Origin of the sequence: Hoylesella pleuritidis (assembly GCF_963541955.1) — a bacterium.
GTDB classification, from domain to species: domain Bacteria; phylum Bacteroidota; class Bacteroidia; order Bacteroidales; family Bacteroidaceae; genus Prevotella; species Prevotella pleuritidis.
In genome coordinates, this window is the sequence record NZ_CAUTUT010000003.1 from 158,754 (window position 1) to 178,378 (window position 19,625).

General features: G+C 43.6%; 19 protein-coding genes and 1 tRNA gene. 10 read left to right on the forward strand and 10 right to left on the reverse strand.

Features of this window, described 5'->3' with window-relative positions; translation table 11 throughout:
* The first annotated feature begins 199 nt into the window (after nt 1-199).
* From RWY97_RS02150 to RWY97_RS02185, 7 genes are all read left to right on the forward strand, one after another.
* Complete coding sequence (locus tag RWY97_RS02150) at nt 200-1,063, forward strand: sigma-70 family RNA polymerase sigma factor (protein ID WP_024991276.1); 864 nt, start codon at nt 200-202, stop codon at nt 1,061-1,063.
* A gap of 35 nt (nt 1,064-1,098) precedes the next feature.
* On the forward strand, nt 1,099-1,539 hold the full coding sequence (locus RWY97_RS02155; protein WP_024991277.1) for a hypothetical protein: 441 nt from the start codon (nt 1,099-1,101) through the stop codon (nt 1,537-1,539).
* Between the two features lie 99 nt (nt 1,540-1,638).
* The gene (locus tag RWY97_RS02160) at nt 1,639-2,532 is read left to right on the forward strand and encodes a hypothetical protein (protein ID WP_273177027.1); all 894 of its coding nucleotides are present in this window, start codon (nt 1,639-1,641) and stop codon (nt 2,530-2,532) included.
* Entirely contained in the window at nt 2,508-2,993 is a 486-nt protein-coding gene (locus RWY97_RS02165) for a S24/S26 family peptidase (protein WP_315565257.1), read from the forward strand. The genes RWY97_RS02160 and RWY97_RS02165 overlap by 25 nt, the downstream gene beginning before the upstream one ends.
* A 3-nt stretch (nt 2,994-2,996) precedes the next feature.
* Nucleotides 2,997-3,266, forward strand: coding sequence for a PqqD family protein (locus RWY97_RS02170; protein ID WP_315565258.1), 270 nt, complete (start codon nt 2,997-2,999; stop codon nt 3,264-3,266).
* Between the two features lie 220 nt (nt 3,267-3,486).
* Nucleotides 3,487-3,560, forward strand: a tRNA-Thr gene (locus RWY97_RS02180).
* Between the two features lie 83 nt (nt 3,561-3,643).
* Entirely contained in the window at nt 3,644-4,390 is a 747-nt protein-coding gene (locus tag RWY97_RS02185) for a YaaA family protein (RefSeq protein ID WP_315565259.1), read from the forward strand.
* A 310-nt stretch (nt 4,391-4,700) separates the two neighbouring features.
* Here the strand turns inward: RWY97_RS02185 and RWY97_RS02190 are convergent, their stop codons facing one another.
* Entirely contained in the window at nt 4,701-6,218 is a 1,518-nt protein-coding gene (locus RWY97_RS02190; RefSeq protein ID WP_315565260.1) for a hypothetical protein, read from the reverse strand.
* 39 nt (nt 6,219-6,257) lie between these two features.
* A complete protein-coding gene (locus tag RWY97_RS02195; RefSeq protein ID WP_315565261.1) occupies nt 6,258-6,452 on the reverse strand; it encodes a hypothetical protein in 195 nt (64 codons plus the stop codon).
* A 54-nt stretch (nt 6,453-6,506) separates the two neighbouring features.
* Between RWY97_RS02195 and RWY97_RS02200 the strand changes: the two genes are divergently transcribed.
* Entirely contained in the window at nt 6,507-6,656 is a 150-nt protein-coding gene (locus RWY97_RS02200; RefSeq protein ID WP_315565263.1) for a hypothetical protein, read from the forward strand.
* Nucleotides 6,657-6,942: 286 nt separating this feature from the next.
* Here RWY97_RS02200 and RWY97_RS02205 read toward each other — a convergent pair whose 3' ends face one another.
* Both RWY97_RS02205 and RWY97_RS02210 read right to left on the reverse strand, forming a co-directional pair.
* Nucleotides 6,943-8,286 (reverse strand): TolC family protein, encoded by a 1,344-nt coding sequence (locus RWY97_RS02205; RefSeq protein ID WP_315565265.1) that lies wholly within the window; start codon nt 8,284-8,286, stop codon nt 6,943-6,945.
* 187 nt (nt 8,287-8,473) lie between these two features.
* Entirely contained in the window at nt 8,474-9,079 is a 606-nt protein-coding gene (locus RWY97_RS02210; RefSeq protein WP_021584347.1) for a riboflavin synthase, read from the reverse strand.
* 434 nt (nt 9,080-9,513) lie between these two features.
* Between RWY97_RS02210 and RWY97_RS02215 the strand changes: the two genes are divergently transcribed.
* Entirely contained in the window at nt 9,514-11,142 is a 1,629-nt protein-coding gene (locus tag RWY97_RS02215) for a beta-N-acetylhexosaminidase (RefSeq protein ID WP_021584339.1), read from the forward strand.
* A 296-nt stretch (nt 11,143-11,438) separates the two neighbouring features.
* Here the strand turns inward: RWY97_RS02215 and RWY97_RS02220 are convergent, their stop codons facing one another.
* Nucleotides 11,439-11,855, reverse strand: coding sequence for an HU family DNA-binding protein (locus tag RWY97_RS02220; protein ID WP_024991284.1), 417 nt, complete (start codon nt 11,853-11,855; stop codon nt 11,439-11,441).
* A 505-nt stretch (nt 11,856-12,360) separates the two neighbouring features.
* Nucleotides 12,361-13,017 (reverse strand): HD domain-containing protein, encoded by a 657-nt coding sequence (locus RWY97_RS02225; protein WP_315565282.1) that lies wholly within the window; start codon nt 13,015-13,017, stop codon nt 12,361-12,363.
* Nucleotides 13,018-13,086: 69 nt separating this feature from the next.
* Here RWY97_RS02225 and menA point away from each other — a divergent pair, with 69 nt between their 5' ends.
* Nucleotides 13,087-13,992 (forward strand): 1,4-dihydroxy-2-naphthoate octaprenyltransferase, encoded by a 906-nt coding sequence (gene menA / locus RWY97_RS02230; protein WP_315565269.1) that lies wholly within the window; start codon nt 13,087-13,089, stop codon nt 13,990-13,992.
* Between the two features lie 59 nt (nt 13,993-14,051).
* Here menA and RWY97_RS02235 read toward each other — a convergent pair whose 3' ends face one another.
* The 4 genes from RWY97_RS02235 to uvrB all read right to left on the reverse strand — a co-directional run bounded on the left by RWY97_RS02235 (nt 14,052) and on the right by uvrB (nt 19,331).
* Nucleotides 14,052-16,379, reverse strand: coding sequence for a putative porin (locus RWY97_RS02235; RefSeq protein WP_315565271.1), 2,328 nt, complete (start codon nt 16,377-16,379; stop codon nt 14,052-14,054).
* Nucleotides 16,379-16,579, reverse strand: coding sequence for a hypothetical protein (locus RWY97_RS02240; RefSeq protein WP_273177741.1), 201 nt, complete (start codon nt 16,577-16,579; stop codon nt 16,379-16,381). The genes RWY97_RS02235 and RWY97_RS02240 overlap by 1 nt, the downstream gene beginning before the upstream one ends.
* 10 nt (nt 16,580-16,589) lie before the next feature.
* A complete protein-coding gene (locus RWY97_RS02245) occupies nt 16,590-17,222 on the reverse strand; it encodes a DUF4468 domain-containing protein (protein WP_315565273.1) in 633 nt (210 codons plus the stop codon).
* Nucleotides 17,223-17,303: 81 nt separating this feature from the next.
* Nucleotides 17,304-19,331: an excinuclease ABC subunit UvrB gene (uvrB, locus tag RWY97_RS02250; RefSeq protein WP_315565275.1), complete on the reverse strand. Its 2,028-nt coding sequence runs from the start codon at nt 19,329-19,331 to the stop codon at nt 17,304-17,306.
* Nucleotides 19,332-19,625 lie beyond the last annotated feature (294 nt).

Genomic DNA, 19,625 nt, shown 5'->3' on the forward strand with positions numbered 1-19,625 from the left:
TGACCGTATAAAGCCATCAGGAGTTCGGTATGACTCATTTGCTTACAGTAGCAGAGAGGCCCTATCGAACTCCTTATTCCATTGAAACGCTTGTACAATATGGATATTTCGGAGTCATTTTCTCAAATAAACTATAAAATATTTGCAGAAGTGCAGGAAAACCATTAAATTTGCATCAGGCATAAATAAGTAGAACTTAATGAGACAACTGAAAATCACGAAATCAATCACTAATCGAGAAAGTGCATCACTCGACAAGTATCTTCAAGAGATAGGACACGAAGAGCTCATCTCGATTGAAGAAGAAGTGGAATTGGCTCAACGTATTAAGAAAGGAGATAAGGAGGCTCTTGAACGATTGACCAAAGCTAATTTACGATTCGTGGTGTCTGTTGCAAAGCAGTATCAAAATCAAGGACTGAGTTTACCCGACCTCATCAATGAAGGCAATCTGGGACTTATCAAAGCCGCGGAAAAGTTTGATGAAACGCGTGGATTTAAATTTATATCCTATGCCGTATGGTGGATCAGACAGAGTATTCTGCAAGCCATTGCCGAGCAGAGCCGTATAGTACGGCTTCCTTTGAATCAAGTAGGGTCGGTCAATAGAATCAACCGCATTCTGAATAAGTTTGAACAGGAAAACGAACGGCGGCCAAGTGTTGATGAAATTGCCGATAAAGTGGATTTGCCGGAAGACAAAATCGTGGATGCGATGAAAGCACCCAGTAAACACATTTCCGTAGATGCTCCTTTTATTGAAGGTGAAGATAACAGTCTTTTGGATGTCTTGCCCAATGCGGATTCGCCGATGGCTGACAATGAATTGGTGATGGAGTCGCTCCGTGCTGAAATTTCGAGTGCCTTGAATGTGCTGAACGAACGCGAACGAAACATCATTGAAGCCTTTTTCGGTATCAATCAGCCGGAAATGACACTTGAAGAAATCGGTGATAAGTATGGACTTACCCGTGAAAGGGTACGACAAATCAAAGAAAAAGCTATCCGACGGCTCAGACATAACACCAAAAATAAGATGCTGAAATCTTATCTCGGACAATAGAATCATACATAATATAAAGATACAATTAAGGTAAAATGAGATTGAACAAACATTTTCTGATAGCATTTTTCGTTTGCACGCTGTTGACATTTTCAAATATGTCGGCCAAGAATAAACAAGCAATAATATATGCTTATGGGGTTTCGATGTCTTTTAATGACTCAACCGTTTACTTCACCGATATTCAATCTATTAAGACAGCATACGTAAGTGATAAGTCGCACTTTCTTTATGGTAGAGAAAGTTATGCAAATCAATTGCGTGATTATTTGTCTGATAAAGGGTTGCAACATCGTACTTGTATTATCGTGTACAAGGAAAAGCGTAGAGATATCGAAAAGAAGTTTCTCGCAATGCGTAAAAAATATACGGATAAAGGCCGTTTTGATGTCAAATATATCAATGTTTCCGATTTCCGATTTCAAGCCGTAAGCCCTACGGATGATGAAATCCAGGATGCCGTTTTGGGCAAATAAGATGGGAATGATAGGTTACAGACCATCAGCACTATATTTGCAACAGAAATCGATTGAGGCAGATTTGATCTTTATTTGTTTGTAGGAAGCAAAACGAAAATGGCAAATAACAGTACTAATTACTATTGTATAGCGGATTTATATATCCGCATTGTTTTTCAGGATACCGCAATTGATAATGTGGATTTACTACCTTCTTTCGAGCCTTTCAGGGTCTTAAATGAACCGAAAGATTTGTTTTTTCAGCTTGTTGTTAATGATACGTTGACTGAAGTTTCCGAAGAGCATTGTAAAAGAATTCGTGCTTTCGATACAGGTAACGGCGATACGATTGTTGACCGACTCAATAATGGCGGTTATCAATATATCATCAAAGATCTTGAAGGGAAGATTTGCTGTTTGTTACAGACCAATAAGGACTTTTCAGACTGTACTTGCAAACTTTGGGGCAATTATAATATGCGTTGCTTCGGCTTACAGAATGCACTGATGATGATATTTTCCTTTGGTGGAAGTTTTCATCAAACGCTGCTCATCCACGCTTCTCTTGTTAGACAAAACGGATATGGCTATGCTTTTAATGCCAAGAGCGGGACAGGAAAAAGCACACACGTCAGTCTCTGGCTCCGTTATATCCCAGGTTGCGATTTGATGAATGACGACAACCCGATCATACGTATTGTTGATGGCGAACCATATATTTATGGAAGCCCGTGGAGCGGAAAAACTCCCTGTTATCGTAATGTAAAAGCGCGATTAGGCGCCATCACACGAATTGATCGGGCTCCGGAGAATCGTATAGACAGGCTTTCTCCCATCGAGGCATTTACTTCATTGCTTCCTTCCTGTTCATCAATGAAATGGGATTCGGACATTTTCAACAGAGCGTGTGACACCATTACCCGAATCGTCGAGACCACAGCTATCTACACATTACACTGTTTACCCAATAAAGAGGCTGCCATCTTATGCAACAAGACCATAGCGAAGTAAAAAAGATACATTTCTCTAACACCGAAATCTTGCCCGAGGTTGTTCGATTGATGGATGAAGGTCATACGGTTACTATCAACCTCAGAGGATTCAGTATGCGGCCGTTTTTGGAGAACGATCGAGATAAGGCTTTGCTCACTAAGGCCAAAGACATTCGAAAAGGTGATGTCGTATTAGCTGAAATAACTCCCGGACATTATGTCCTTCACAGAATTATTAAGGTAGAAGATAATAATGTTATCTTGCGAGGTGACGGCAATATCCTTGAAGAGCACTGTCGAAAAGAGGATATCAAAGGTTTTGCTATTGGTTTCTACCGTAAAAGTCGGAAGAAAATTGACAAGACCAACAGTTTCAAATGGTTGCTTTATTCGTGGCTGTGGACTTTCCTCTATCCAATCCGGCGTTATCTTTTGGCAGTTTACCGACAGATTTGGCTTAGATTTTTCAAACCCATTTAGAATATGAAAGCAAAAAAAGGATTCAATCTCCGCACCATTTGCGGTAGACAAGTTATTGTAGCCGAAGGCGAAGAAAACATTGATTTCAGTAACATTATCACAATGAATGATACTTCGGCATTCCTTTGGGAACAGATTAGTGATAAGGATTTTACCATTGAAGATCTTGTTTGTCTCCTCACGACACATTATGATGTCAGCGAAGCAGAGGCCCGCAAAGATGTAGAAGAACTTGTCAAAAAGTTTCTCGAAATTGGAATCATAGAAGAATAAAGAACAGAACGACAATCACCCAAATACGATCTTCATTCAAATAAGTGTTAAAAGGCGGAAGTTTCATTTGATTCATTTTCCTGTCTGAACTTTTTTGACTACCTTTGCGGTCGCAATACGGGTGAGTCTTGCACGGCCAGCTCCCTTCGAATCCTCCAGGACGGGAACGTAGCAAAGGTAGTTGGTTGTAGCGGCGCGATGTAAGTAGCTCACCCACCCCGCCTCTTTAGCTCAGTTGGCCAGAGCACGTGATTTGTAATCTCGGGGTCGTTGGTTCGAATCCGACAAGAGGCTCGTAAAACAGGGAGACATCTTCGGAGATGTCTCCCTGTTTCGATGAATAAAGGTCGGCGATAAATTTATTTTAATGCAAAGTTATGCAGATATTACTGGCATGTGCAAAGGATATGACAACAGAGAGCGAAATTGCTCCGAGGTATCGTACCCTTCCGAGATTTCAACGTGAGGCAGAGGAGAATGCCGTACAGTTGATGGATTATTCAAGTGAAGAACTGCAACAAATGTTGAGATGCAATATGCAAATTGCAACACTCAATAAGTTGAGATATACCGATTTTCTCAATCCGAATCAGCGACTCGCCGCGGTATTGTCATATACCGGCATTGCGTATAAGTATTTAAAGCCTGATGAATTCAGCAATACCGATGCAGAATTTGCCCAACAACACCTTTGGATTACTTCCTTTTTATATGGTCTGCTCAGACCATTCGATGAAATCAAGACTTATCGTTTGGAGGGAAACGTCGTGTTACCGGAGAATGATTGTAGTATGTTCGATTATTGGAAACCGCTTCTCACCGATGTTCTCATCGAATCTGTGCAAGCCGATGACGGTATTTTAATCAATTTAGCTAGCGCAGAAATGAAGCGATTATTCGATTGGCGTAAAGTAGAGAAAGCCATTCGGGTAATTCATCCAGAGTTTGTGGTGCGTCGGGGAGGGAGATTGAAAACCGTGGTAGTATATGCCAAGATGTGTCGCGGAGCAATGGCTCGACATCTGATAACCAATCGATGTGCACAGCCTGATGACTTATTCGATTTTAATTTTGAGGGATTCGCATATAGTCCTGCCGATGAATGTTGGGTACTTGACGAATGAGTTGCTTTGCACAGATGTCGAGACAGACGCAGACTTTTAGGTGTTTTGATGATGCTGGCGGTAAGAGCGTGCCTCGGGGGCTCTCTTTCTCGTTTCCTTAGGGAAGCCTAATGCTATCCCTAAGGGTTGGCAGGTGTGTATCCTTAGGGTAGACTGAAGTGTACCCCAGGGGTAGACCAATGTCTACCCCTGGGGTTGATTTCGTATCATTCTCTTTCGAAGACCATATCTTGTCGAAGATAGTTTTGAGAGAATGTCTGTCGCTCCTTTTGGAGTAACAGGAAACTATGGTTCTTACAAAAGACAAGGACTATTGGGCGGTCCATACTTTGAATGCCTTGAAACGGTCTTCACTGCTCACCCCTACACTGTTTTCATCTAATGCTAAGTAATATGAAAAGCGTTGGTGCTTAGATTCCTTATGGCTGGGTGTTTTCGACCAATATTCTCCATATACTCCTACGTAAAGAAGAGCACCTCCGCTTGAATAACAACCTAACGTTGGAAGATAAAAATAATTGCTCGAGACTGTCGGTTTACCTTTCTTGACAGAATTATTATTTATCTCGGCTTCCTCTGAATTTGTGGTGTAATCTTTATTGTCTGGAGCTTGAGTGGAGCTGAATCCGACTATCTCGCTCTTTTTCTTAAACCATACACCACCTTGGTATAGGTGTCCCATTGTTTCCCATATTGTCGTGCCATCCCAATGAGGGTCTCCGTTCTTAACATACCAGTGCATCTCGTTCACGTTGGGACAATCTTTGCAACTGCGAGAAGCTGACTCCGGGTAACCAACATTGTCATTAAACCAACGATCGATATCTGCTGATTTGGGGTATTCAGCTTTATTGCTTTCGTTGTTAAATTTGGGTTGTCCGGTTTCGTGGCCTTTCCAACAATGGTTAATGGCGTCCCATAGGTAATACTCCTGTCCGTAATGTGGAACGGCCAAATCGTAGGCTACTTTCTTGTTCTTTCCGACATTGAAAGTGCGCGTGCCGTAATTCTTAGTAACAGTCCCTTTTACGTGAGTCTTTTGGTCGTAGAGCGTGTATTCCACCGTGAAATCATTGTACGTGCCGGGAGATAATACCATAATGGCAGCATTCTTGTAGACGGTTTCGCTTTTCGGTATTTCAAAACCATCGTCATTGCCATTTTTGAGTATAAGCGTAATGCGCTTGGAAATGTTTGTCGCAGTAGAGGTCTGAAGTCCTGTATCGTCGAAATTGTAAGTACCTGCTATGGCCTTATCGGCAGTTACTTTGATTTGGGTTACTTTTACATCTTCTGCAAATCCGTGGCTGTAGTAAGGCACAAAGGTGATGTATGACGCTTTGTGACTGAGCCGGAATTTATACCGTCCTCCGCTCTTTGTGGCCGTACCTGTTCCACAGTCGCCATCTTTGCCGATATGCGATCCGTCGTTAGGTTGTTCTTGCTTTTGTATAGCTTTGATCGTCACCTTGTCGCCGGCATTACCGCCCGTGTAACGAACAGGGTAGCTATTGGCAGTATAAGTGCCTGTAAAATAAAACTTAGCTGTTTCCGTCTTTCCGGTGATATCGCTCTTGATACTTTTAGTCAATCCACCGTCGGCTATCCAGAGTTCATCGCCCTCTGTCCAATAGAATTTTATGCCTGTTCCCGTATATTCACCCGAAGTTCGGGTGGCATTGTTATCACCAACGGCAAATTCAGTCAATCCTTTTATATCAAAATCCTGTTCTTTATCATTTTGCATCGTGTCATAATTGGAACAGGCAGTAGATAGTATGGTAGCTATGGTTAATACAGAAAAAATGCTTGTCTTCATTTTCTTCATTTCTTTTTAATTCTCTATTCTCTTTGTAACTTTCTATTTCTACTCTTCCCAAAGATTCTTCGAGGTTTCCTCCTCGAAGGAATCATAAGGCTTAGCATTCAACACTTCATCATCATCGGCCGGATTGTGATCGCCTTGCAAGGAGCTTTCCAACAGATGGGTGTCAGGTTCAATGTTAATAACTTTGAATTCAGGTTTACTATAAGCCTGCTTCATTAAGTGTTTTTTGTTCATCTTATAACTAATTTTACGGGTTTATCTTTATCTTATTTTCCTTCTTATAGATTTTTGAAGAGGCACAAAAAAGCCAGCAAAGAGAACTCTCGGGCTCCCTTTGTTTATGGATATGCACGGCGCTTCACGCACACGCGCGTAAAAACGTTTTGGAAAGAGGTTAGCGGCGATGCGCCTGTGGGTGTGTGTGGGAGGGTGTGGTAGCAAAATATGTGGACCTCCCAAAGAAGCAGCCGAGAAGTTTACGGAAAAATCACTGTTTTCCTGTATCGGCATCATACCTTTATTATTTTGCACACAGTATGTCGTCATAATTGGTTGCAAAGTTAATTAAATATCTTTAAATGCGCAAGTATATGGGTCAGAATGTTTAAGATTCGCCGCGAATCCTCGTATGAAACCAAATATAATATTCCTTACCGCTTCTTTTCACCGTCTCGTAGTGGCCCAACTACTTGGCCACTACATTTCAGGCTGCTACGGGTGATTCTTACTTCAGTTCGCCCGTTTGATAGAATTTCAGTAAGTCGATATTCAATATCGTGAGATATTTGCTTTGCAGCTTGTTTTGTTGCGCCGTGAGCAGATTGTTTTTTCCGGTCATCAACTCGACAATATTCTTCAATCCCAAACGGAATTGCTCGCTCAACAGCTCATAACTCTCTTGCGCACTGGCTACACTCGCCTGTGAAGCTCGGAACTTATTCTGATTAGTCGTAGCTTCGAGCCAATAGTTCTCGATGTTAGAATAGAGTTGTGTCTGCTTGTCGCGCAGGTCGAGCAGACTATTCTGCTGCCGGATTACCGCCTTGTTGATAGCCGTTTTCTTCGAGCGGTTGTCGAAAATTGGAACACTCACCGTCACGCCTCCCATCACATCGAAGTTGGTCTTGAGCTGCGTGCCCCATACCGTGTTGCTCATTGATGTGGTGTTGGTGCCCACACCTGCATTCATACTAATGGTAGGTAGTCCTTGAGCTTTAGCTATCTTGATATCAAGACCACTGCTCTCAATGGCCAATCGACTATTCTTGATTTCTGGTCGCTGGGCCAAAGCTGTCATATAAACGTTGTTCAATGCAGGGACCTCCTGCAAGGCCATCTCATCGGTAGCTGTCGGAATGACCACTTCGAAGTTTTCATCATCGGTGATTTGCAAAAGTTGCTTCAGCTGGCGTTTGTAGTTTCGCAGACTGCTTTCGGCGGCCACAATATTATACTCGTCTTGTGCGCGCTGCGAGGTGAGTTGGGCCAAGTCAGCCCGACTCATTTTTCCCACAGCCAGCATTTCTTGTCCGCGTTCTTCGTTCTTCTTACTTGTCTCCAAACTCTGTCGGTTTACCGCGATGGCATCCGTGGAATAGAGAATCTGCACATAGAACTGGGCGATTTGCTCCTGAATCGAATTGGCCGTTATAGCCGAGTCGAGCTCAGCCTGGTCAGCTAAGAGCTTATTTCTCTTGACCGTATTCCGGTTTTGATTCCCGTTCCATACCGTCCAATTGGCGTTGACACCATAACTGCCGTTATAGTAAACCTTGTCGATGCTCGACTGCACATAGCCTCCTGCAACGGTCGAACTGCCTGTCTTGGGCCACGGTCGATAAGTAACCGATTGCGAAGTGGTGGCGTTCAACGAAGGCAACAGTGCAGCTCGCGATTGCCACACGTCTTCCTCGGCACTTCGTTTGGAAAGTCGGTTTTTCTGAATGGTAATGTTGTTACGCATCGCGTAGTCGATACAATCTCTCAAAGTCCATTGTTTAGCTTGGCTTGCTGCCGGGAGGAAAGCAAACAACAGCGTGGCAATTGTGATGATTCGAGATTTCTTCATAAATTGTTTCGTTTAGTGATTGACAAACTCCGGCACACCGAAGATCAGTTTATTGCTTAGACTTGAAATCGTTGTGAAAAGTTTATCAAGCCCGCCGTTTCTTAACAAATGTTTGTATTCCGGGAGGTTTATAATGATATGGAACAAGGATGATTCCGAATCCTCGAAATCATCCTTGTTTGTTGTCTTAGTTGTTGAAACTTTGCAGACGGGCGATATATTTTCCCAAAATATCAAACTCTAAATTAACCACCGAACCTATCTGCATATCACAAAAGTTGGTGTTCTCTCGTGTGTAAGGAATAATGGCAACCGTAACTGTATTTTCCGTAGGATTACAGACCGTGAGAGATACACCGTTAATCGTGACCGAACCCTTGTCAACAGTGAAATATCCGCGTTGTGCCATTTCCTTATCAAAGGGATATTCAAACGTGAAATAGGTTGAGCCATCGGCATCTTCCATTTTTGTGCAGACGGCTGTCTCGTCCACGTGTCCTTGCACGATATGTCCGTCTAAGCGTCCGTTCATTGGCATCGAACGCTCAATATTTACTCGATCGCCAATTCGGAGCAACCCAAGATTCGAGCGATCGAGTGTTTCTTTCATTGCCGTGACTGTGTAGACATCATCCTCTATTCTTACCACGGTCAGGCAAACACCGTTATGACTTACGCTTTGATCGATTTTCAGTTGGTCGGTGAACGTACACCTCAAACTGAAATCAATATTCTCTTTTTCTTTATGGATAGCCACGATAGTAGCCATTTCTTCGATAATACCAGAAAACATAGTTATTGAAAATGAATGTTTGAAAGCTGAAAACGGCAGAACTTGTCTGCCGTTTTGTAAAAAGGGTCATACCGATGATGTGATGAAACTCCGAGTAATTAAGATTTGAGAGCTCTCCGCCTTTGTAATCCACCGGCTTTACAGCTTGTCCCCGAAGGTTGTTTGTGGCCCGCCATTAGCAAAAGAAGCATTCTCGGTTTTTCGATTTTATTTGATGAGTATCCCGATCGAATCGATACAACCCTATGTGATCTCCTTATTTCTTATGCAAAGATAGAGCATTTCTGCCAATATACCAAATATTCGGAAGGGAAAAATCCATTATCACAGGTAATAACGTGAAATATTATTAAATTTCATTTCACCAATCCCAATAGTTCAATACAAAGTGCTAACTTTGAAAAAAATAATTTTTAAACTATATAACATATCGTATGAAGTGTTTATTTAATTTGTTTTCGGCATTCGTGGGAACAATGTTCTTTATGCCGGTGAATGCCGCGGAAAGTGCGGCAGATTATAATGTCGTACCACAGCCTCGTTCGATTGCGATGCAGAAGGGAGAAGCATTTGTACTTTCCGCTGGCACGAAAATTATTTATCCCGACGGAAATGCCGAGATGAAGCGAAATGCCGAGTTTCTGGCAGAATATGTCAAAGAGTCTACGGGACTCTCGTTAAGCTTGTCGACAAAAGGGCGCAGCAAATGTGCAGACATTATTCTGGCATTGGACAAAAAGGTATCAGGAAACGAATCCTACAAATTGATTGTCAGCAAGAAAGCTGTCAACCTTTCCGGAGCTACCTCTCGTGGTGTATTTTACGGTATTCAGACCCTCAGAAAGTCGTTACCCCTTATTCAGAATGCGGCAAATGTTTCGTTGCCTGCCGTCATAATTACTGATACGCCGCGTTTTTCTTACCGCGGAATGATGTTAGACTGTGCGCGCCATTATTTCCCCGTGGATGTTGTGAAAGAGTATATAGACTTGCTCGCGCTGCACAATATGAATGTATTCCATTGGCATCTCACCGAGGACCAAGGTTGGCGTATAGAGATAAAGAAGTATCCCGAATTGACGAAAATAGGTTCGGTGCGTAAGAAAACTGTGCTGGGGCGCAATTCAACCGTATTCGACAATACGCCTTATGGCGGATATTATACACAAGATGAAGCCCGCGAAATCGTTCGTTACGCCAAGGAGCGCTACATCACCGTCATCCCCGAAATCGATATGCCGGGCCATATGCTGGGTGCGTTGGCTGCTTATCCCCGATTGGGATGTACCGGAGGTCCGTATGAAGTGAGTCCGTTATGGGGCGTGTTCGACGACATTCTTTGTGCCGGCAACGATCAAACATTCGACTTCGTAAACAACGTGCTCGACGAATTATTAGATATCTTCCCCTCGGAATACATCCATCTTGGGGGAGACGAAGCCCCGAAGACCCGCTGGAAGACCTGTCCCAGATGTCAACAGCGCATCAAAGACGAGCATATTACGGCCGACGGAAAGATGTCGGCAGAGGATAAATTGCAAGGCTATTTTATGACACGAGTAGAGAAATACCTCAACAGCAAGGGACGTAAAATGATTGGTTGGGATGAGATTCTCGAAGGGAATGTAGACAAAAGCGCCACGATTATGTCGTGGAGAGGAATGGACGGCGGTCTGAAAGCATCAGAAATGGGGCACGACGTGATTATGTCGCCCACAACTTATGCCTATTTCGACTACTATCAAGCGAAAGAACAGAGGAACGAGCCACTGTTGATCGGCGGTTATCTGCCCTTGAGCAAAGTATATTCGTTCGAGCCCGTGCCCGACAATCTCAGTGATGCAGCTAAGAAACACATCTTCGGCGTACAGGCCAACCTGTGGACAGAGTATGTAACCTGCAAAGAATTGATAGAATACCAGGTGCTCCCGCGTATGGCAGCCATCTCGGAAATACAATGGATTCCGTCAGACAAGAAGAATTATGACGCCTTCAAGCAGCGCCTCAGTCGCCTGACGGACATTTACCGGATGTACGGACTCACCTTCGGAAAAGCCGAATAAAAGTCTGCAAGACAAGTCCTGAGATATATCCGTTCGCAAATAAAAAAACGCCGATTCGTCGGAACAGAACGGATTACGATTCAGCCTTGAGCGAACTGCCAACAATGGTGCAGACTTCCGCTTCAACCTCAAAACGCTTGTTATTCGCCGCAAAGTATGACCTTTGCAGACAGAATAACAAGCGTTTTCAATACACTCTTTCTCGAATTCAGCCTTACGCTTTGAGACCCGACCGCAAGCCGCGCCGTGCTTTCTCTCGGCCGCGCGCCGTTCAATCGGTTTCCCTCACTGCGTTTTCAAGGCTTCGGTTTGGGTTTCTTCTTCCCCTGCTTTGCTACGCGGAAGAATTCAACATTCTTCAACTGGCGGAATTCCTGCGTAGGCGTGAAGAGAATCTGTGTCTTCGAGATGCAATCCACCGGCTTGAAGTCTTCCTCTTTCTCCACAGATTTCGAGGTGAACGTGGGGCGAAATGTACCCAGCGGACCGGCATCGACGATGAAGCCTTGCGAACAAAGCTGGCTCAGCACCTTGCGAAACTTGTAAAACACGGCAGCCACGTCGGCATCGCCCACGGTGCTGTCTTCTGCCATCCGTTCGCAGAGTTTCTCGAACGACACACGCTGTTTCTGGCAAACAGGGCTTGCCACAAACACTTCCTTGCCTTTCAACGGGCCTACACTCATTTTCCGTTTATTCAACGAATAGTCCATAATGATAAAAATTTAGTTTGTTTACAGACCACGGGGCAACGTTATCTGTACTCTTCGCAGAACCTTCCCCCCAAGTGTCTGCCACAAAGATAACGAAAAGTTTTTGCTTTTCCAAACAAATGGGAGTACTTTTATTTTAACCCGATACTATCTTTCATAAAAAACGATAGTACCTTTTCGTAAAAACGATAGTACCTTTTACCTAAAACGATAGTACTTTTTTGATGAAACGATAGTACTTTTCTACAAGACGTTGGGATGACTTTTCCTGGATTGTCCGATAATTTTTGTAAATTGCTTATTTACAAGGTGTTAGAAGTTTCCTTTCAATGTCGTTTTTTTGCCGGAAATTCGTCCTTTTTCTATCGCATATTTGCATACTTATATCGGACTCAAATGATGAAAAGTCTGACCGATAGGCAGTGTTGTTTGCTCTTGCAGATGGCCGGACAGGTAAAAATAAACTGAAAGATAGGGGGTAGATTGTGTGGTGCTCCGCTCTCACTCATGGGCAGATGAGCGGGTCAGCAGCGGGGGCGCTTTCGTATATCTGTTCGAATCTCTCCCGCAGCAGTGTTTTGTCGTTAATGATTTCACGAATCTTTTTGAGGTTCGCCTCATTCGGAGAATTCGGAATCCATAACCGGACGTATCCGTGGGTGGAATACTTGTTTTCCAGATGGCTGACAAAACGCTTCCATTGCGCCTCTTTATTCTTTTCGGGATAGCGGTCTAAACCGTATTCTATCGTGCGACGAAACACGACGTCGGGCTCTAAGTCGCGGTTGGCTTCGGCAATGATCTTTCCGTAGATGTTTCTCGGAGCGTGCGAGGCCGATGCCCGATGGTCTTCTACGGCTTCTTTCATTATCTTGATTTGCTGAGACGTGAACCACCTGCGCAGTCGGGCATCGGCTCCGAGAATCTTACCACTTGTGAGGTGATGTACGGCTCGTGGTCCGGCGAGCCCCAGATCGTGGTAGGCGGCGGCAACGTAGGTCATATTGCAGTCGGCTCCGATCTTCTTCGCCAATTCCAGTGCACGCCGAATTATACGCGTAATGTGGGGTAGTCGGTGTGCCTTGTCAAAGGCTGCGTAGCGGGGAAGTATGTTTTGTTCGACAAACTCCATCAAATCGAGTGTGACATCGGGGGTAGGCATCATTGCGTTTCGTTTTGTTTGCAAAAATAATGTTTTATCCGTAACTTTGCAAGAAAATAGAACGGAGATATGAATGATAATGTTGTCGAGACGAACTCGGTAAAGGCTTGGGTGCTGGCCTCACGCCCCAAAACACTTACGGGAGCAGCTGTTCCGGTGATGATTGCTACGGCACTGGCTCTGCGAGATTCGGTATGGCAAATCAATGCGATGCCGGTTGTTTTGTGTTTTTTATTCGCTTTCATTATGCAGATCGATGCTAACTTCATCAATGATTATTTTGATTTCGTCCGACATAATGATGATGAAACTCGTTTGGGCCCGAAACGGGCTTGCTCGCAAGGTTGGATTACCGTCGGGGCAATGCGTCGAGGTATTACCGTTGCTACTGTTTTGGCTTGTCTGGTGGGAGCTCCGCTCATTGCGTGGGGGGGTGTTTGGATGGTTGTCTTTGGTCTGCTATGCGTTGTGTTCTGTTTCCTTTATACCACACATTTGTCTTACGTTGCGATGGGCGATGTCCTTGTTCTGCTGTTTTTCGGTATTGTACCGGTCACATTAACTTACTATCTCGAAATGCCGACAGGTTCTCAACCGGTTACTTGGGAGGTTTTTATCGCGGCACTGGCTTGCGGAATCGTTATAGACGCCCTCTTGGTGGTCAATAACTACCGTGATCTTGCCGGCGATCGGCGGGCCGGTAAACGAACTCTGGCCGTTGTACTCGGTCCTGCTCTTACACGACGGCTTTATTCTTACTTGGGTGTTGCCGCTTATCTGATGAGTTTTGTGTTTATGGCAGTCGATAGTTTGTGGGGCGCATTGCTTCCGCTGATCTACCTTTTATTGCATCTAAAAACGTATCAAAAGATGGTTCGAATCAACGAGGGGCATGCCTTGAACGGAATTCTCGGCGAAACTGCCCGCAATATTTTTATCTACGGACTTCTCGTATCCATCGGCCTTCTGCTGTAAATGGGATGTCTGTCAATGAGAAGTCTTTTTTCGAAGAGAAATTTGTTGTCAAACTTACGTTAATTGAAGAAATTCCAGCTCAGACCGAAACGAAATACACGGTCGTTAAGAGGGTAGTGGGGGGTGAGAAAATAGTTCTGATTGCCCAATCCCGCATTAATATGACTCATCATTACAAAGAATCGAGTACGCTTTAAATGGAAATTGGCGTAAACATTCACGATTGGGTAATTGCCCACTTCAGTCTTATTGTTGCCTGTCTGAATAACGAACTGTCCCAAAGCTGGACTGTAATCGGGGGCATAGTACTTGGTGAAGAAGCGCATATCAGCACCGAAGTCGCAGTGCAAAACTTTCGCTATCTTGAATCGCAGATAGAGATTGGTGTAGATGTTGATGCGCGGAACTGGGAGAACATCTTCTTTGGTCGACTTCTGATAGGTGATAAGGTTTTCCCAATTGAAAGGACCGAGAGTGATATCTTGACCGAGCGAGGCTGTGATAAGACTGATCATATCGTTGTTTTGCATCGGACTGACAGTGTTTCCGGTACGCCCGAAAGTGGAGGTAATGGTGTAAGCTCCACTGAAATACGTGTAGTTTTTGATTCCGTCTACGGCTACACGCAATGTGGTGCGCGTTTTGCGATAGCTGAAAAGTCCCTCGATGCGGGAATGGATAATTTTATTCAGATTACCGTCGTCCCACCAATAATGGCGTGCGTGGTAGTGGCGATAGTAGAAAGTGGGATTCAGTCGGTGGAGGAATGCTCCTGCCGCCAGTGTTACCGTATCGCCGAAGAGGGGAAAATTGACATCGGCCGTAGCATCGATTTTCATTTGTCCGGCATCTTCGCCCGTCAACCAAGTCTCGGCCAATAAATTATAGTGAAGTGTTCGGCCCTCTGTCTTACTTAACTGACCACCGATACTTAAATTATGCTCATTATATGCCGTGGTGGCTTGGATAGAATCGGGGAGTGTGAAATGGCGGAAATCACTCGTGATAAAGGCCTTCAGTCCCGCCTTTGCCCATTTATTGAAACCTTCGAGCAGGGAGATAGCAAAAGTGTTTTGTATGCGATAATGATTGGTCTTATCGTAGAGGGAATCTCCGGAGAACTTTCCAATACTACGATAAGTATTCGCATAGAATTTGCTTGGTGTGGCATAGGCTGTGTAAATTCGGCGATAATTGTCTAACTTCAAAGTATGGATGAAGCTGGTGACGGGTACATACTCGTCTTTCAGCCACAATGTGTCTTCACGTTGTTTCTTTTCCACGGTCAGAAGACTGTCTGCCGCAGCCTTGCTTCTTACTGCAATGCGGTTACTTTTTTGTACAGTCGAGTCCATAGGTTCGGCTCCTGCAATAGTGGCTCCGTCCGGTCGACCACTGAAAGTCTTCTTTTCTGTGAAGCTTTTTTCGTCGAATTTCTTACCGCTTCGTTTTGCTTCTTTCTCCGCCTTCTCTTTACTTTTACGCTTTTCTTGGTCTCTTTGCGCTTCCATCGCAAATTTCTTGGCCTTGATTTCTTCGTCGGTCATTTTCACTTTTCTGTTAAAACCGAAACTATAGCGTTGTGTGAAAAACGCGTGCTGGTTATCGTTCCGATTCCAGTTCTGACTCAATACTGTCGGGATTTCAGATGTTTGGAAGTCTTCGTTGAAACTTTCGGGATGTGTAATATAATTGTCATTAGTGATGCCTCCGTTCTCCGCAACTTTTTGGTGATTGGTAGAGATCAGAAGATGTGCCTGATAGCGGTCGCCGAGATAATAACCATACATAGAGTAATTGAAGTGAGCCGTACTCTGATTTTGGTAATATCCGCGGCCGTAAAGATAGTCAAACTTGAATCCGGCACCAATTCTCTTACCGGCATTCACACCGAATTTGGCTGTAAGATGGTCTTCGCCGTTTGTGCGGTCGCCACAGTTGTCGTATGATATATTGGTAAATGGCGATAGTGTATTGGTGAATTGAAACTTGTCTGTCGGTGTAATGAAAAAGCTATAAGGATGTGTGAATATGAATTGTCCACTTTCACGTCGGTCGATGAATATGCGATTGATACGTGGCGAACCGAGATTGCCTGTTGTATTATATTCTCCTCTGAGTCCGGAAGTGAATATTGTATTCATAAACATATGTGAGAGCGTGTCTACTTGGGCAGGTCTTCGGTCGCCGAAACGCGTATCCACAGTCCAGACTTTGATACCGATAGGTATTTCTTTATCACTACCCAGCGAGTCGGTTGTATTGCGGCGTTGATCGGATGTCGTTATTCGGCCACCGTTATCAATTTGGTTGAAATCCGTTTGCGCTTTCATCACAGGATGAAAAGCTACGAACGAGAAAAGTACCGATATGAAGGTCTTATTCATTAATGGAAAAATCGTAAAATACTTTCAATCATCTTGAACACCATTGCAGCAAGAATGGTAATTGTGCCGACTGTCCGATCAGTATAGAAATAGAGTAAAATGCCCACGATGGCACCTGCCATAAAGATGATATTCAGGACATTTCGTATTTTCAGAAACTTATCTTGATTGCCCGATAATTGAAGATTATTCTTTGCCATAAGTATTGTTTTATTTTAAAGCGTTGGTGATTGCCGAAAAGATTTTGTCTTTACGGTCAATCGTTTTACGACGAAACTTGGCTGAACCTTTGGATAGTCGAGTCTTACGTTTATTGAGTGCGACAGCATCTGTAATCCACTTCTCGGCTGTGGTGTCAAATCCTGTATTCCGATTCTTTTCGTATGAGTAGCTGATCCGGCTCAATGTGAGGTGCAGATGATTGTCTGCACATTTGGCAATAATCGTGTAACTCAATTCTGTTCGGTCAAGAGAGATGAAGTTATTGGTAAAGATGAGCCACTCCTTATAATGTGCAGCAATGATATGATCGCGTTTATTGATGAGTGTAATCCCGCTTCCCTTAAATTGGTTCTCCTCTTTCGCCATTCTGTCAAGCAGTGTATAAACCCGTTCATAGATATCTTGTGCGCTCCGTCCGGGAAGATTTAGGTCAAGTGAAAAAACAACTTTACCGTCTATCTCGGGAACAGTGCCAGTAAGATATTTGGCATCATCCTGATTGAATTCATTCTGTTTCGTTTTTTTTACTTCTTGCTTAGTATCTTGTGGCCTTTCCCATACATCTTGTGCGAAAGTTGACAAGGGTAAGAGCGTCAACAAGAAGATAATTATTTTCTTCATAAATCGATACTTTGTAAATGTTTATGTAGGCAAAATTACGAAATAAAGTCTTATCAGTGTGTGATTATTCAATATTTAACGTTATTTCAAATCGAGTTGTGCTTGCAAACGGATGATTTCATCGCGGTATTGAGCAGCCTGTAAGAAATCGAGATTCTTGGCTGCCTGTTTCATCAGAACAGTCGTATCGGCAATACTCTTTTCTAATTGCGATCTTGTCATTCGTTGAACAATGGGATCTGCGGCGAATGCGGCTGTATCAGTATCCATATATATGTATGATGGATAAGCAGTCGGTTCCTGTCCGACTTTCCGGTTAATCGTCAGAGTGCCTTTGATTTCTTTTACAATCTGTCGGGGAGTAATATGATGGTCTTCGTTGTATTTCAGTTGGATCGATCGCCTTCTTTCGGTTTCATCAATTGTTTTCCGCATACTCTCTGTAATGTTGTCAGCATACATAATGACTTTCCCGTTTACGTTACGGGCCGCTCGCCCTACTGTCTGTGTAAGTGAACGATGACTGCGTAGAAAGCCCTCCTTATCTGCATCGAGTATGGCTACAAGTGATACTTCGGGCAAATCGAGTCCTTCTCTGAGTAAATTGACACCTACAAGTACGTCAAACACACCGGCTCGGAGGTCGGCCATTATTTGCACTCGGTCAAGCGTGGCTACATCACTGTGGATATAGTTGGCTCGTACATCGTGTTCGAGTAAGTATTCGGTTAGTTCTTCGGCCATTCTTTTGGTCAATGTCGTGACCAAAACGCGTTCTTTCTTTTGACATCGCTCAACAATCTCATTCATCAGATCATCGATCTGATTGTCGCTTGGACGCACTTCTATCTTTGGGTCGAGCAGTCCTGTGGGACGAATGATCTGTTCGACGACAATGCCACCAGCTTCTTGCAATTCATAGTCTGCGGGAGTCGCCGATACATAAATCACTTGATTGACCATCTGATCGAACTCTTCAAAACGCAGCGGACGATTATCAAATGCAGCAGGAAGACGAAATCCGTATTCTACAAGATTCTGTTTCCGAGCTCTATCGCCGCCATACATCGCACTGATCTGAGGAATGCTGACGTGGCTTTCATCTACAACAAGGAGATAATCCTTAGGAAAAAAATCGAGCAAACAATAGGGGCGTTGTCCGACTTCGCGCCCATCGAAATAACGAGAATAATTCTCAATTCCTGCACAGTGTCCCAATTCTTTGACCATTTCCATATCATACTCCACACGCTCTTTGATTCTCTGCGCCTTGACAGCATCTCCCAAATCGTTAAAATATGCCACTTGCTTTACCAAGTCATCTTGAATCAGTCGAATAGCACATTCTGTTTGCTCCTTGGATGTGACGAAAAGGTTGGCCGGATATATCTGATATTCTTCGAACGCGGTTACTCGGTGATAAGTTATATTGTCTACCTCTTCGATAGAATCGATTTCATCATCCCACCAAGTCACGCGGAGAATATTGTCACTGTATGCCATTGCGATATCTACGGTGTCGCCTTTCACTCGAAAGTTACCGCGTTGCAGATCCACATCGTTACGCATATAAAGGGCATCGACGAGCTTTCGTAGAAACTCATTACGATCTAATCTCAAGCCTTTTTTGATAAAAATGATACTATTCTGCATCGCAATAGGGCCACCCATACCGTAAATGCACGAGACGGACGAGACAACGATGATGTCTTTCCGACCTGAAAGCAGAGCAGAAACGGCGCCTAACCTCAATTTATCTATATCATCGTTGATAGCCAAATCCTTTTCAATATATGTGTCGGTCGTGGGTAGATAAGCTTCGGGCTGGTAATAATCATAATAAGAAACATAATATTCCACTGCATTCTCAGGAAAGAAACTTTTCATTTCTTCATAGAGTTGAGCAGCCAATGTCTTGTTATGACTGAGGATGAGCGTTGGTTTGTTAATATTATTGATCACGTTTGCCACAGTGAAAGTTTTTCCTGAGCCAGTCACTCCAAGTAACACTTGTGCTCGATCACCGTTTTTAATACCATTTGTCAATTGTCGTATGGCTTCGGGTTGATCGCCTGTGGGAGAATATTGTGATGTTAACTTGAAATCCATCTTTTTCTTTTCTGTCGTTATCTTAAATCTGCAAATTTAGCAAAAAACAATATAATAAGAATGGTTAGTAATGATCTTTTTATATTTTATGTTCTTAAATGTCTTATAATATCAGATCATAATAGGGATTCTTTTAAATGCTGTTATCAGAAAAAAACAAGAAAATGTTTGGCTGTTTGCTGAAAAACACCTACCTTTGCACTCGCAAATTTAAGGAGTAGTCCTTGTTTGTAATGAATTGAGCGCCCTTAGCTCAGCTGGTAGAGCAACTGACTCTTAATCAGTGGGTCTAGG